At 64.1% G+C, this 11,615-nt stretch carries 12 protein-coding genes and 1 pseudogene; 10 read left to right on the top strand and 3 right to left on the bottom strand.

The window, feature by feature from the left end:
• Positions 1-31 precede the first annotated feature (31 nt).
• From cyoA to AC56KW_RS23605, 8 genes are all read left to right on the top strand, one after another.
• Positions 32-1,039 (top strand): ubiquinol oxidase subunit II, encoded by a 1,008-nt coding sequence (gene cyoA, locus AC56KW_RS23640; RefSeq protein WP_497173074.1) that lies wholly within the window; start codon positions 32-34, stop codon positions 1,037-1,039.
• 2 nt (positions 1,040-1,041) lie between these two features.
• The gene (cyoB, locus tag AC56KW_RS23635; protein WP_497173073.1) at positions 1,042-3,051 is read left to right on the top strand and encodes a cytochrome o ubiquinol oxidase subunit I; all 2,010 of its coding nucleotides are present in this window, start codon (positions 1,042-1,044) and stop codon (positions 3,049-3,051) included.
• On the top strand, positions 3,044-3,682 hold the full coding sequence (cyoC, locus tag AC56KW_RS23630) for a cytochrome o ubiquinol oxidase subunit III (RefSeq protein WP_497173072.1): 639 nt from the start codon (positions 3,044-3,046) through the stop codon (positions 3,680-3,682). Before cyoB ends, cyoC begins: the two co-directional genes overlap by 8 nt.
• Entirely contained in the window at positions 3,679-4,056 is a 378-nt protein-coding gene (gene cyoD / locus AC56KW_RS23625; RefSeq protein WP_497173071.1) for a cytochrome o ubiquinol oxidase subunit IV, read from the top strand. The genes cyoC and cyoD overlap by 4 nt, the downstream gene beginning before the upstream one ends.
• 69 nt (positions 4,057-4,125) lie before the next feature.
• Positions 4,126-4,884 carry an SURF1 family protein gene (locus AC56KW_RS23620; protein WP_497173070.1) on the top strand — a complete coding sequence of 253 codons (759 nt, stop codon included), beginning with the start codon at positions 4,126-4,128 and terminating at the stop codon, positions 4,882-4,884.
• Between the two features lie 50 nt (positions 4,885-4,934).
• Positions 4,935-6,293 (top strand): ATP-binding protein, encoded by a 1,359-nt coding sequence (locus tag AC56KW_RS23615; RefSeq protein WP_497173069.1) that lies wholly within the window; start codon positions 4,935-4,937, stop codon positions 6,291-6,293.
• Positions 6,280-6,819 carry a response regulator transcription factor gene (locus tag AC56KW_RS23610; protein WP_497173068.1) on the top strand — a complete coding sequence of 180 codons (540 nt, stop codon included), beginning with the start codon at positions 6,280-6,282 and terminating at the stop codon, positions 6,817-6,819. The genes AC56KW_RS23615 and AC56KW_RS23610 overlap by 14 nt, the downstream gene beginning before the upstream one ends.
• Complete coding sequence (locus AC56KW_RS23605) at positions 6,820-7,284, top strand: c-type cytochrome (RefSeq protein ID WP_497173067.1); 465 nt, start codon at positions 6,820-6,822, stop codon at positions 7,282-7,284.
• A 160-nt stretch (positions 7,285-7,444) separates the two neighbouring features.
• Here AC56KW_RS23605 and AC56KW_RS23600 read toward each other — a convergent pair whose 3' ends face one another.
• On the bottom strand, positions 7,445-8,221 hold the full coding sequence (locus tag AC56KW_RS23600) for a ZIP family metal transporter (RefSeq protein ID WP_497173066.1): 777 nt from the start codon (positions 8,219-8,221) through the stop codon (positions 7,445-7,447).
• A 379-nt stretch (positions 8,222-8,600) separates the two neighbouring features.
• Here AC56KW_RS23600 and AC56KW_RS23595 point away from each other — a divergent pair, with 379 nt between their 5' ends.
• Positions 8,601-9,833: a cation:proton antiporter gene (locus AC56KW_RS23595; RefSeq protein ID WP_497173065.1), complete on the top strand. Its 1,233-nt coding sequence runs from the start codon at positions 8,601-8,603 to the stop codon at positions 9,831-9,833.
• On the top strand, positions 9,820-10,941 hold the full coding sequence (locus AC56KW_RS23590) for a YbdK family carboxylate-amine ligase (RefSeq protein ID WP_497173064.1): 1,122 nt from the start codon (positions 9,820-9,822) through the stop codon (positions 10,939-10,941). Before AC56KW_RS23595 ends, AC56KW_RS23590 begins: the two co-directional genes overlap by 14 nt.
• Here AC56KW_RS23590 and AC56KW_RS23585 read toward each other — a convergent pair.
• Together AC56KW_RS23585 and AC56KW_RS23580 are read right to left on the bottom strand one after the other, a co-directional pair.
• Positions 10,909-11,442 (bottom strand): MarR family winged helix-turn-helix transcriptional regulator, encoded by a 534-nt coding sequence (locus tag AC56KW_RS23585; RefSeq protein ID WP_497173063.1) that lies wholly within the window; start codon positions 11,440-11,442, stop codon positions 10,909-10,911. The genes AC56KW_RS23590 and AC56KW_RS23585 overlap by 33 nt on opposite strands.
• A gap of 71 nt (positions 11,443-11,513) precedes the next feature.
• A pseudogene (locus AC56KW_RS23580) lies at positions 11,514-11,615 on the bottom strand (IS1595 family transposase); the annotation flags it as partial.

The following is an 11,615-nucleotide window of genomic DNA, read 5'->3' as shown; positions in this document are numbered from 1 at the left end:
TTCTCCCTCCATGTAACGTTAGATACCTAGCATGATTCCTAAAATTGTCCGCCGCGGACTCCCATTACTTCCGCTTGCAGCGCTGGCCGGCTGCAACGCTGTCGTCATGAATCCCACCGGCGATATTGCGAAGCAGCAGGCCGATCTGATCATCATTTCGGTTGCGCTGATGTTGTTGATCATCGTTCCGGTGATGATTCTGACTGTCCTGTTCGCCTGGCGCTATCGCAAGAACGCCAACGCGAAGTACGAACCCGACTGGGACCACTCGACCAAGCTCGAGCTCATCATCTGGGGCGCGCCGCTCCTGATCATCATCGTGCTGGGCCTGATCACCTGGGTCAGCACCCACAAGCTCGATCCGTACCGGCCGCTCGACCGCCTGGACGAACACCGTCCGATCCCGGCGTCGACCAAGCCGCTCGAGGTGCAGGTCGTGGCGCTCGACTGGAAATGGCTGTTCATCTATCCGGAGCAGGGCATTGCCTCGGTCAACCAGCTGGTGACCCCGATCGACACCCCGATCCGCTTCAAGATGACTTCGTCGACCGTGATGAACACGTTCTACATTCCGACGCTGGCCGGCATGATCTACACGATGCCCGGCATGCAGACCGAACTGAACGCGGTGCTGAACAAGGTCGGCGACTACCAGGGCCTGTCGGCCAACTTCAGCGGCGACGGTTTCTCGCACATGAAGTTCGCCTACAAGGGCGTGACCAACGAACAGTTCAACACCTGGGTGCAGGAAATGAAGGGCAATACCGCCGTTCTGGACCGCGCCGATTACCTGGTGCTGGAAAAGCCGACCGCCAAGGAGGCCGTGCGCCACTACGGCCAGGTCGAGCCGGCGCTGTTCAACCGCATCCTGAACCGCTGCGTTGCAGAGGGTACGATGTGCATGAACCAGCAGATGCACGAAGACATGAAGCGCAACCAGATGGCCGCGGCTATCCGCCAGCAGTCGCAGGGCGGCAAGTCACAGCTGGCGGAAGCGCTGGAAATGTGCGTGGCTCCTATTAATACCTTGATGAAGTAATCATGCAAGAATCATTCGACTTGACGAAGTTCATCTTCGGTCGGCTGGGCTGGGACGCGATCCCGTTCCACGAGCCGATTCTGATCGCTACCTTCGCAGGCGTGATCGTCGGCGGTCTGGCCCTCATCGGCCTGATCTCCTACTTCCGCGTGTGGGGCACCCTGTGGAGAGACTGGATCACCAGTATCGACCACAAGAAAATCGGGATCATGTACATGATCCTGGGTCTGATCATGTTCCTGCGCGGCTTCGCCGATGCCCTCATGATGCGCGCCCAGCAGGCGATCGCCTTCGGCGACAACGCCGGCTTCCTGCCGCCGCACCACTACGACCAGGTCTTCACCGCCCACGGCGTGATCATGATCTTCTTCGTGGCGATGCCGTTCGTGACGGGCCTGATGAACTACGTGGTGCCGCTGCAGATCGGCGCGCGCGACGTGGCGTTTCCGTTCCTGAACAACTTCTCGTTCTGGATGACCGCCATGGGCGCCGTGCTCGTGATGGCTTCCCTGTTCGTGGGTGAGTTCGGCCGTACCGGCTGGCTGGCGTATCCACCGCTGTCGGGCATCCTGGCAAGTCCGGGCGTCGGCGTCGACTATTACATATGGTCATTGCAGGTGGCAGGTGTCGGCACGACCCTGTCGGGCGTCAACCTGATCGTCACCATCATCAAGATGCGCGCGCCGGGCATGGACCTGATGAAGATGCCAGTCTTCACCTGGACCTCGCTGTGCACCAACATCCTGATCGTGGTCACCTTCCCGATCCTGACCGCCGTGCTGGCCATGCTGGGCATGGACCGCCTGCTCGACACCGCGTTCTTCACGAGCGACCGTGGCGGCAACCCGATGATGTACGTCAACCTGATCTGGATCTGGGGCCACCCCGAGGTCTACATCCTGATCCTGCCGGCCTTCGGCATCTTCTCCGAAGTCGTTTCGACCTTCTGCGGCAAGCGCCTGTTCGGCTACACCTCGATGGTGTACGCGACCTGCGTCATCATGGTGCTGTCGTACCTGGTCTGGCTGCACCACTTCTTCACCATGGGCTCGGGCGCGAGTGTCAATGCGTTCTTCGGCATCACGACGATGATCATCTCGATCCCGACCGGCGCCAAGATCTTCAACTGGCTGTTCACCATGTACCGTGGCCGTATCCGCTTCGAGCTGCCGATGATGTGGACCGTGTCGTTCATGCTGACCTTCGTGATCGGCGGCATGACCGGCGTCATGCTGGCGATCCCGGCGGCCGACTTCGTGCTGCACAACTCGCTGTTCCTGATCGCCCACTTCCACAACGTGATCATCGGTGGCGTCGTGTTCGGTATCTTCGCGGGCCTGAACTACTGGTTCCCGAAAGCCTTCGGCTACAAGCTGGACCGTTTCTGGGGCCTGGTCTCGTTCTGGCTGTGGTCGATCGGCTTCTGGGTCGCGTTCACCCCGCCGTACATCCTGGGTTTCATGGGCTACACCCGTCGCGTGAGCCATTTCGACGATCCTTCGGTGCAGTGGCTGTTCCAGATCTCGTTCCTGGGCACCCTGATGATCGCCGGCGGTATCGGCGCGCTGCTGATGCAGATCTATGTCAGCTACCGCGACCGCAACACCGCCCGCCTGCGCGACTTCACCGGCGACCCATGGGAAGGCCGTACGCTGGAATGGTCGACCTCGTCGCCACCGCCAGACTACAACTTCGCGTTCACGCCCGTGGTGTTCGACAACGACACCTTCGCCGACATGAAGAAGAACGGCTACCGTCGTCCGCTGAAGGACTTCGTGGCGATCCACATGCCAAAGAACACCGGCGCCGGCATCATCATCTCCGCGCTCGCGTGCGCGGTCGGCTTCGGCATCATCTGGCACATGTGGGCGTTCACCATCGCGGCATTCATCGCCATGATGGCCGCGATCATCATCCATACCTTCAACTACAAGCGTGACTACTACATCCCGGCCGAAGAAGTGGCCCGGACCGAAGAAGCGCGCACCCGTATGCTGGAAAGCCATGTCTGAACTTAACGCATCTGTAACCGGCGGCAGCGTCGCCGACGACGTGAGCGGACGTTACATCGTCCGCGAACACCACCCGGAGCAGGGCACGCTGCTGGGCTTCTGGCTCTACCTGATGAGCGACTGCCTCATCTTCGCGTCCCTGTTCGCCACCTATGCGGTGCAGGGCCGCAGCTACGCCGGCGGCCCGACCGGCGCCGAGCTGTTCGAGCTGCCGCTGATCGCGCTCAACACCGCGTTCCTGCTGGTGTCGTCGCTGACCTTCGGCTTCGCCATGATCGCGGCGCAAGCCAAGAACCTGGCCAAGACCCGCATGTGGCTGGTCGTGACCGGCATCCTGGGCCTGGCCTTCCTGTGCGTCGAGATCTATGAGTTCCAGCACCTGATCCACCTGGGCGCCGGGCCCCAGCGTTCGGGCTTCCTGACCGCATTCTTCGCGCTGGTCGGCACCCACGGCCTGCACGTGAGCTTCGGCATCATCTGGCTGGTGACCCTGTTCTTCCAGTTGGGCAAACACGGCCTGACCCCGGAAAACTTCCGTCGCCTGTCGTGCCTGTCGCTGTTCTGGCACTTCCTGGACCTGATCTGGATCTTCGTCTTCACCTTTGTCTACCTGATGGGAGTCCTGCCATGAGCGACCACCACGACCACGGCCATCATGGCCACGACGTCTACGTGACGCACTACAGCCAGAAGGACTACCTGGTCGGCTTCGCGCTGGCGGCCATCCTGACCATCATCCCGTTCTGGCTGGTGATGGGCAATGTCCTGGCGCCTGAGACGACCAAGTGGGTCATCCTCGCCTTCGCCGGCGTGCAGCTGATCGTGCAGATGATCTATTTCCTGCACTTGAACTCGAAGTCGGAAGGCGGCTGGAACATGATGGCGATGATCCTGACCGTCGTCATCCTGGTCATTGTCCTGGCCGGTTCGATCTGGGTCATGCATCATATGAACACCAATATGATGCCTGGCATGGGTCCGAACAACACCCACGACATGACCTAAATGGCGGTCGTGGACGAACAGCCGGCAGGGCCGGAAAGTAGCGCCCGATCGCCTCGGCGCTCCGCCTTCGTGCGGCGCCTCCTGGCGGTGCTGGCCCTGCTGCTGTTCGTGCTGTTTGCGGGTCTGGGGACCTGGCAGGTGGTTCGCCTGCAATGGAAACTGGACCTGATCGAACGCGTCGACGCGCGCGTTCATGCGGATCCCGTTGCGCCGCCCGCGGTGGCGCAATGGCCGCAAGTCTCCCGCGAATCCGACGAGTACCGCCGCGTACGCCTGTCGGGCCGCTATCTGTACGAATTCACCACGCCGGTTCAGGCCCTGTCGAACCTCGGCGCCGGCTTCTGGCTGCTCACGCCCTTGTGCACGCAAGAGGGCCACGTCGTGCTGGTCAACCGCGGCTTCATCCCCTCGAGCGGCGATATCGCGACCCGCTTTCCCGCCCGCAAGGCCGGCCCCGACGCCTGCGCCGCGGCGCAGGGCCCGCAGGTGGCGCTTACCGGCTTGCTGCGCATTGCCGAACCCAAGAGCGGCTTCCTGCGCGATAACGATCCCGTCAACAACCGCTGGTATGCGCGCGAAGTGGGCGCCATCGCCGCCGCGCGCGGTTTCGAGGCCGCCACGGTCGCGCCGTTCTTCGTCGACGCTGGCGCGGGCCAGGACCCGAAGGATGCGCCTGAAACCGCGGTCGGCGGCCTGACCGTCATTTCTTTCCCAAATAATCACCTCGTCTACGCGCTCACTTGGTATGCTCTCGCCCTCATGGTGGCTGCCGCCGTGTGGTGGATCGCCCGGCATGAGGCGAAGCGCGGCAGCGATACCGACGATTAAGACGGTGCGCAAAGCGGCGATGGCCGCCTTGCCGGATATAACGGTTTCCCATGCAATCACCGCTGGACTTCTTTGCCAGGGCGGCGCGCTCGTCGCCGTCCGCCGCCGCCGCGAACGTCGAGTTCGCGGCCGGCCACAAGAACATGCTGCAGCTGATCGAGCTGCGCTGGATCGCCGTGATCGGCCAGATCACCACCATCGCCTCGGCGATCCTGATCTTCCGGATCGACCTGCCGCTGGTGCACATGCTGCAGGTGCTGGCCTGCCTGATCGCCTTCAATGTCGCCAGCCACCTGCGCTGGCACGAGCGGCGGCCGGTGTCGAATGGCGAGATGTTCCTGGCGATCCTGGTCGACGTGTCGAGCCTGACGGTGCTGCTGTACCTGTCGGGAGGCACCACCAACCCGTTCGCCTTCCTGTATCTGCTGCAGGTGATCGTCTCGGCCGTGTTGCTCGACGTGTTGTGGACCTGGAGCATCGTGGTGGTCACGATCGCCTGCATGGCCGGGCTCGCCATCTATGCCCAGCCGCTCGCGCTGCCGTTCGATCACGCGCGCGGCATCGGCAGCCTGTACGTGCAGGGACTGCTGGTGTGCTTTGCGCTCAATGCGGCGCTGCTGGTGATGTTCATCTCGCGCATCTCCGACAATGTGCGCGACAAGGCGACCCAGCTGGCGGCGCTGCGCCAGCGCGCCGCCGAGGAAGAACACATCGTGCGCATGGGCTTGCTGGCCAGCGGCGCCGCCCACGAACTGGGCACGCCGCTGTCGACGGTCTCGGTAATCCTGGGTGACTGGAAGCGCATGCCGGCCTTTCGCGACGATCCGGAACTGCTGGAAGAGCTGACCGAGATGCAGACCCAGCTCAAGCGTTGCAAGGCGATCGTCAGCGGCATCCTGCTGTCGGCTGGCGAGGCGCGCGGCGAGTCGGCCCAGCGCACCACGATCAGGAGCTTCCTCGACCGGCTGGCCGAGGGCTGGGACGCGAGCCGTCACGTGCGCACCTTCATCTACAATAACCGCATTGCCGAAGACGTGCCCGTGGCGAGCGACTCGGCGCTGCGCCAGACCATCGACAACCTGCTCGACAACGCGCTCGAGGCCTCGCCGGACTGGGTCTATATGGACGCCCATGTCGACGAGCGCAGCCTGGTGCTGACCGTGTTCGACCGCGGGCCGGGCTTCGCGCCTGGCATGCTCGACCATATCGGCAAGCCGTATCATTCGACCAAGGGCAAACCCGGCGGCGGCCTCGGGCTGTTCCTGGCGGTGAACGTCGTGCGCAAGCTCGGTGGCACGGTGACGGCCCGCAACCGCCGCCAGGACGAGGGCGGCGGGGCGGAAGTGACGGTGCGCCTGCCGCTGGCGGCGATCCAACTGGAAGAGGACACAGACGATGCAGAATCCTGAGCCACTGCTGCTCATCATCGAAGACGACGAAGCATTTGCGCGCACGCTGAGCCGCTCGTTCGAGCGGCGCGGCTACCGGGTGCTCGGGGCCGCCAGCCTGGACGAGGCCCAGGCGCTGCTGGCGCACCACAATCCCGGCTACGCCGTGGTCGACCTCAAGCTGAAGGGCAACACCTCCGGCCTGGCCTGTGTCCAGTTGCTGCACGAGCATGACCCGGACATGTTGATCGTGGTGCTGACGGGCTTCGCCAGTATCGCCACCGCGGTCGAGGCGATCAAGCTGGGCGCCGTGCAATATCTGGCCAAGCCGTCGGATGCCGACGACATCGAGACCGCCTTCGGCCATGTGGCCGGCAGCACCGAGGTCGAGGTGACCAACCGCTCGACCTCGATCAAGACCCTGGAGTGGGAGCGCATCCATGCCGTGCTGGCCGAGACCGATTTCAATATCTCGGAGGCGGCGCGAAGGCTGGGCATGCACCGGCGCACGCTGGCGCGCAAGCTCGAGAAGCAGCGGGTGAAGTAGATGCGGGGTTTCGGAATCACGCTCGGGATCGTGTTTGGTTCGCTGCTCGGCCTTGGCGGTTGTGGCCGCATGGAGTCCGGCGCCGTCGCGGAAGGGGGCGCCGAACCGTCGGCGGCCCGGATCGAGGCGGGGCGCAAGCTGTTTGCGCGCTGTGCCGGTTGCCACGAAGTGGGGCCGAACGCCGGCCATATCTTCGGCCCACAGCTCAATGGCGTACTTGGACGCCAGGCGGGGAGCGTGGCCGGCTATGGCTATTCGCCGGCGTTGAAAGCGTCGACCCTGGTATGGGACGAGGCGAACCTGGCCGCCTTCATCCGCGATTCAGAGAAGGTTATCCCAGGCAACAAGATGCGCTTCCTGAATTTCATGAGCGAGCAGCAGGCCAGGGAGATCGTGGCCTATCTGGGGACACAGGGGGCACCGACGATGGAACCGCCAAGGCGGGCCGGACAGGTTGCGGATTGAAACGACCGGCCTCGACGTAAGGCCAGCTTCCATGTATTTAAAACGTAACTAACCAACGGATAAGCCAAACCAACCGCATCTCCCGAGGCCTCGGACTACGGACCCATGTCGACAACATAGACAAGCCACCAAGAACGGGGGCAGGGCGGACAGCGATGACTCAAGCTCCCAGCTTGCTCAGCGCAAACGCAGCCAGGAAGCCCAATGCCACGATCAGTCCGGCAAAATCATGGGTTTCGTCGAACGCCTCGGGAATCATGGTGTCGACCACCATCGCCAGCACGCCGCCCGCCGCCACCGCCGTGGTCGCCGCCACGATTTCAGGTGGCAAGCGGTGAAATACCGTATAGCCGACGAGGGCCGCCATGCCGGAAGACACGGCGATGCCGGCCCAGATGCCGTAAATGGCGTGACTCGAGATCCCGCCATGTTTCATGCCGGCCGCGCTCGACAAGCCTTCCGGCAAATTGGACAGGAAGACGGCGACCACCACCGCCAGGCTCACACCCTGGCCGCCGAGCAGCGACAGCCCGATCACGATCGATTCGGGAATCCCGTCGAGCAGCGCGCCCACGGCGATGGCCGCGCCACCGCCACCTTGTTCGGCGCCTTCCTGCGCGGATTTGTCGACAGGTCGGCGCGAGCGTTTGCGATGACGCGCGCCACGGCGTGCCAGCATCCAGTTGGCAGTCGTATAGGCGATGGCCCCGCACAGGAAGCCGGCAGCGGTCGATGCAAAGCCGCCAGTCTCGAGCGCTTCGTCCATCAACTCGAATGACAACGCCGAGATCAGGACCCCGCTGCCGAAGGCCATGATGGCCGCCACCAGCCGCTGCGGCACATCGACGCGCACTCCGACGAAGGCGCCCAGCAGCAGGGCGGCGCCCGCCAGCATTCCCCACGATGCTGCCTGCAGCCATCCCGGCAATGCGTCCACTATCCCTCCCTTGTTTCAACCATGTTAATATTTTCCACTTCACGGTGTGCGCACGGAAGCGCTGAGAACATGGCTTCCCACCGCGACAGGCGGGTAGGGGAGTCGATCGCCAGTCTGTACATTCGCACAAATAGGGTTGCCTCGGTTATATTTTTCGGGCAGTATAGCTGCGTGGCAACCGGTTGCATCCGGATGCCCGATCAGCGATGAGGCGGCTCAACCCGTTTCTTTTCTCCCCCCGCATCCGTCGGGGGGCTTTTTTCGACTGCGCGGCCTGGCCTTGCCACCTCCGCCGCGTCTGGCGTTCCCCGCGCCACATCGGATCATCGTGCCTGCGCGGCTCCCTGCCGCCGATCGGCGCGTCCCACCGGAGAACTGGATGAGCGAATTGCTTTCACTCACGCATGCGCTGGCCTGGCCGCTGGCGCTGACACTGGCCTGGATGGCCGGCGAGCTGCTGTACCGCTGGGCCAATGTGCCGCGCATCGCGATCTATGGCCTGTGCGGATTTGTCTTCGGCAATCTGTCGAGCGGCTACCTGCCGCCGGCCCAGGCCGATAACTTCATGATGCTGGCCAACCTGGGCTTTGGCCTGATCCTGTTCGAACTAGGCTACCGGATCAACCTGCGCTGGCTGCGCAGCAACCCATGGCTGTTGCTCACTTCGCTACTCGAGGCCGGCCTGACCTGGGCCGCGGTGTACTACGTGTCGCGCATCTGTGGCATTGCCGTGCTGCCGGCCTGTCTGCTGGCGGCGCTGGCCATGGCCAGCTCCCCGGCCGGCCTGCTGCGCATCGTCAACGAGCAGGGCGGCGGCGGCCAGGTCACCGAGCGCGCCATGCACCTGACGGCGCTGAACTGCGTGCTGGCCGTGTTCGTGTTCAACGTAACGGTCGGCTTCGGCGTATTCCAGACCTCGGGCGACGTGGTCCACGCCAGCTGGACCGGGCTGGTGGTGCTGGCCGCATCGAGCGGCCTGGGCGCGGCGCTCGGCTACCTGTTGCCGCTGTGGCAGCGCGTCGCCGGCCATGCGCGCGCCAATTCGACGCTGACCTTCGCCGTGTTCGTCTTCCTGCTGGTGGCGATCACCCACGTGCTGAAACTGTCGCCGGTGCTGGCGGCGCTCACCTTCGGCCTGGTGGCCCGTCATCGCCGCGTCACCCTGAGCCCGGCACAGCGCAATTTCGGCGCGCTGGGCGACCTGCTGACGGTGCTGCTGTTTTTCTTCGTCGCCACCACCATCGCCTGGCAGCCAACCGCCGAGGGCCTGATGCTCGGCCTGCTGCTGTTGCTGGTGCGGGCGCTGGTCAAGGTCGCGGTGTGCACCGCCACCGCACACGTCTCGGGCATCTCGGCGCGCAAGGGCGCCCTGACCGGCGTGGCGATCATGCCCTTGACCGTGTTCGCCATCATCCTGATCGAGCAGACCCGGCGCCAGGGCGTCGACCTGTTCGATACCTTGACCCCGCTGGCGCCATTGGCGGCGATGGCCATGATCCTCGAAGTGCTGGCGCCCATCCTGACCCAGATCGCGCTGACCGGCGCACGCGAGTCGGGTTTTGCCAGATACAAGAACATCGACAAGAAGGAGGACCAGGATGCCGCTACCTGAATTTTGCCGTTCGGACCCGCTGACCATGGGGGTCGAGCTGGAGCTGCAGCTCGTGAACCTGTCGGATTTCGACCTCGCACCGGCCTCGCCGGACATGCTCGACCTGCTGGCGCGCGCGCCGTTCCCCGGCGCCGTGACGCCCGAGATCACCGAGAGCATGATCGAAATTAACAGCAGCATCCACACGGGCCACGGGCCGCTGGTCGAAGAGTTGACATTGATCCGCGACACCCTGCTGCGCGCGGGCGACCGCCTGAACGTGGGCGTCGCCGGCGGCGGCACCCATCCCTTCCAGCAGTGGACCGAGCGCCGCATCTATGAAAAACCGCGCTTTCGCGAAGTCTCGGCGCTGTACGGCTACCTGGCCAAGCAGTTCACCGTGTTCGGCCAGCACGTGCACATCGGCTGCGGCAGCGGCGACAACGCGTTGTTCCTGCTGCATGCGCTCAACCGCTACATCCCGCACTTCATCGCGCTGTCGGCGTCGTCGCCCTTCCTGCAGGGCAGCGACACCCAGTTCCATTCCTCGCGCCTGAATTCGGTATTCGCCTTCCCGCTGTCGGGGCGGGCGCCGTTCCTGCTCAAGTGGGATGATTTCGAACGCGATTATTTCAAGCGCATGGAAGACACCGGCATCGTGCGCAGCATGAAGGACTTTTACTGGGACCTGCGTCCCAAGCCCGAGTACGGCACCATCGAGCTGCGCGTGTGCGACACACCGCTGACGGTCGAACATGCCGCAGCCCTGGCCGCCTACCTGCAGGCGCTGTGCAGCTACTTGTTGGAAGGAAACGAGCCGGCGCCGCGCGAGGACGATTACCTGGTCTATAACTACAATCGCTTCCAGGCATGCCGTTTCGGCCTGGACGGCAATATCGTGCTGCCACAGGCACACCAGCCTGTACTGCTGCGCGACGACATCCTGGCCACCCTGGCGCGCATCGCGCCGCATGCCGAGCAGCTCGGTTCCAGCGCCGCCCTGAGCCACCTGGCCCAGGTGACGAAGGCGGTCGGCGACGCCCAGCAACTGCGCATCGTGCATGAGCACGAAGGCAGCGTCGAGGCGATGGTAAATTTAGCCTTGGGGAAATTCCGCGGAGAGGTCTGACGCTGAGGATTGGCCCAACGGGATCTTGCCCGCGTCCTCGTCCGCATCGAGGCGGGCGATCAGCGTCGCGAGATCTTTTTCCAGACGTAGCAAGGTAGCCTCATCCAGCGTCGCGAGCGCGTTCGGCAAGACCCCCGCCAGGGGCGCGGGCGCACGTCGCAATACTTCCTGGCCGGCCGGCAAGATTCGCAGAGCAACGTTGCGCCGGTCCGCTCCCTCGCGCGCCGCCGCCACATAGCCGCGCTCGACCAGGCCGCGCACCAGGTTGCTGGCGGTGGACTGGTGGATATCCATGGCGCGCCCCAGGCTGGTGGCGCCGATGCCGGGCTGGCTGTCGATCACCGACAGGGCCCAGACCTGGGCGCCGCCCAGACCCGATTCGCGCTCGAGCTGGCGGAAATGGGTCTTGACGGCATTGAAGACGATGCGGAACTGGCGCAGCACGCGCTGGGGCGGCGCGTCGGTGGGCAGCAGGGGATCGGGATGGGATGCGGACGACATGGGCGAGATGATAATGCAACGGCTTGCCACGCGGCGGTGGGCGCCGCCCTTTTTTCTTGGCGATGTCACCGTTACCTATGGATGAATCCGATCGCGATGCGTAGCAATTGCTCGACAGAAGTAACTCGCCCACCATCGAGGGCCCACAGCCAACCCAGGTAATTCGGCAGGCG

The sequence above is a fragment of the Telluria sp. RT2P19 genome, from assembly GCF_059685725.1.
Note: the sequence above shows the minus strand (reverse complement) of the source record. Positions and strands in the feature narration are given on the sequence as shown.

Bases quoted from the DNA above. Each gene is read 5' to 3' on its own strand.
- cyoA (WP_497173074.1), top strand. From the start codon at position 32: ATGATTCCTAAAATTGTCCGCCGCGGACTCCCATTACTTCCGCTTGCA.
- cyoB (WP_497173073.1), top strand. From the start codon at position 1,042: ATGCAAGAATCATTCGACTTGACGAAGTTCATCTTCGGTCGGCTGGGC.
- cyoC (WP_497173072.1), top strand. From the start codon at position 3,044: ATGTCTGAACTTAACGCATCTGTAACCGGCGGCAGCGTCGCCGACGAC.
- cyoD (WP_497173071.1), top strand. From the start codon at position 3,679: ATGAGCGACCACCACGACCACGGCCATCATGGCCACGACGTCTACGTG.
- AC56KW_RS23615 (WP_497173069.1), top strand. From the start codon at position 4,935: ATGCAATCACCGCTGGACTTCTTTGCCAGGGCGGCGCGCTCGTCGCCG.
- AC56KW_RS23610 (WP_497173068.1), top strand. From the start codon at position 6,280: ATGCAGAATCCTGAGCCACTGCTGCTCATCATCGAAGACGACGAAGCA.
- AC56KW_RS23605 (WP_497173067.1), top strand. From the start codon at position 6,820: ATGCGGGGTTTCGGAATCACGCTCGGGATCGTGTTTGGTTCGCTGCTC.
- AC56KW_RS23595 (WP_497173065.1), top strand. From the start codon at position 8,601: ATGAGCGAATTGCTTTCACTCACGCATGCGCTGGCCTGGCCGCTGGCG.
- AC56KW_RS23590 (WP_497173064.1), top strand. From the start codon at position 9,820: ATGCCGCTACCTGAATTTTGCCGTTCGGACCCGCTGACCATGGGGGTC.
- AC56KW_RS23585 (WP_497173063.1), bottom strand. From the start codon at position 11,442: ATGTCGTCCGCATCCCATCCCGATCCCCTGCTGCCCACCGACGCGCCG.